Source organism: Nonomuraea sp. NPDC049421, assembly GCF_040677005.1.
Classification (GTDB): domain Bacteria; phylum Actinomycetota; class Actinomycetes; order Streptosporangiales; family Streptosporangiaceae; genus Nonomuraea; species Nonomuraea salmonea.
In genome coordinates this window covers 1-1306 of sequence record NZ_JBFAQA010000079.1, presented here as the reverse complement: position 1 = coordinate 1306, position 1306 = coordinate 1, and the positions used below count along the sequence as shown (strand labels likewise).

Annotated in this window: 2 protein-coding genes; one reads left to right on the top strand and one right to left on the bottom strand. The window is 65.6% G+C overall.

Going from position 1 to position 1306, the window contains the following annotated elements:
* The first annotated feature begins 276 nt into the window (after window positions 1-276).
* Complete coding sequence (locus AB0K18_RS50280) at window positions 277-810, top strand: ATP-binding protein (protein ID WP_364930293.1); 534 nt, start codon at window positions 277-279, stop codon at window positions 808-810.
* 153 nt (window positions 811-963) lie between these two features.
* Here AB0K18_RS50280 and AB0K18_RS50275 read toward each other — a convergent pair.
* A partial coding sequence (locus tag AB0K18_RS50275) for a tyrosine-type recombinase/integrase (protein ID WP_364930291.1) occupies window positions 964-1306 on the bottom strand: 343 nt, incomplete at its 5' end.

Genomic DNA, 1306 nt, shown 5'->3' with positions numbered 1-1306 from the left:
ATTCGGTATTCGCCCAAGGAGACGCCGAATTCTGTCCGTGGCGTCTTCAACGACGGATCCGTGCTTGTGTCTTGCCAGGTCATCGACTCCCCTCCCGCCAGTGCACGGAAAATACACGACTTCCGTGTAGTAGCGCACGGCATACGTGCCTCCGAAGTGCTTCGGACTGTCCGCCATTTGCACCCGGGGTCTGGGATTGTCGCACCATGCCGACGACAGGCGCCGCCAAATACCGCAGGCGGCTACACGCTTTCTCGCCACTGAACGTGCAGCCGTATGCCTAGGAGTAATGAGGAAAATGCGGTGATACAGGAAGTTCCGCGGACCGACATGGAACATATAGGAACGATCGAGCTGACGCGTGACGATCAGGCGCCGCGACTGGCCCGTGAGGCGGTGACCGGCTGGGTAGGCCGTTCTCATCCCGCCCGGGACACGCTGATCCTGGCCGCCTCCGAGCTCGTCACCAACGCCGTCGTACACGCCGACCACGGACACGGCCGGCACTGGCTACTGATCCATCTCGCGCGCGCGAGTGACCTCTTCCGGCTCACTGTCACCGATCCAGGGACGGCGCTGTCCGCCCCGCACCACGTCCCCCTGCAATACCTCGCCTGGATCGGAACGCCGAGCAAGGCCGCGGGCTGGCCATCGTGGCCGCCCTCTCACGCGGACGATGGGGCAGCCATCTCCTCCTGCCGCACAGTCGCCACCGCGTTGTGTGGTGCTACTTGGACGCTCAACCCAGCGAGTCCGACATCGAGCTGCTGTACTTGGCCGCGATGTGCAACGAATCCGCGTCCACGATGACATCTCTCAGAGGGACCGCCCACCCCAAGTGATCTGCAGCCGTTCCCCGGCTTGGCCGCCACCGGGCCGGGGCGAGGCGCGCGGCACGGCGCGGAAACGAGAGGTTGGCCGCGGATGCGGCCTGCGGTCAACCTCTCGGACCTGCCCGCACCCTTATGTCGCGGGCAGACGAATCACCGATCCACCTGCACTTTCCGTCCCTTCGCCGGTATCGGAGCGAGTGGCACGCGGCTGCTCAGGCGGCACCGGTCGCTGCATGGGCACCGATGGTCCCGTGAGTAGCGCAGCGGTCGCTTCAGCCGCCGCAGCGGCGGCCTCGGGATAGACGCTGGTGTAGGTGTCGCGGGTGAACGCCGACGTCTTGTGCCCGAGCGTCTCCTGCACGATCTTAATGTCCACCTCGGCCGCGAGCATCGCGGTCGCCGCGCCATGGCGAAGATCGTGAAGCCGGATCGGCGGCAGACCCGCCTGGTAACAGATTCCGTAGAAGCGGTCG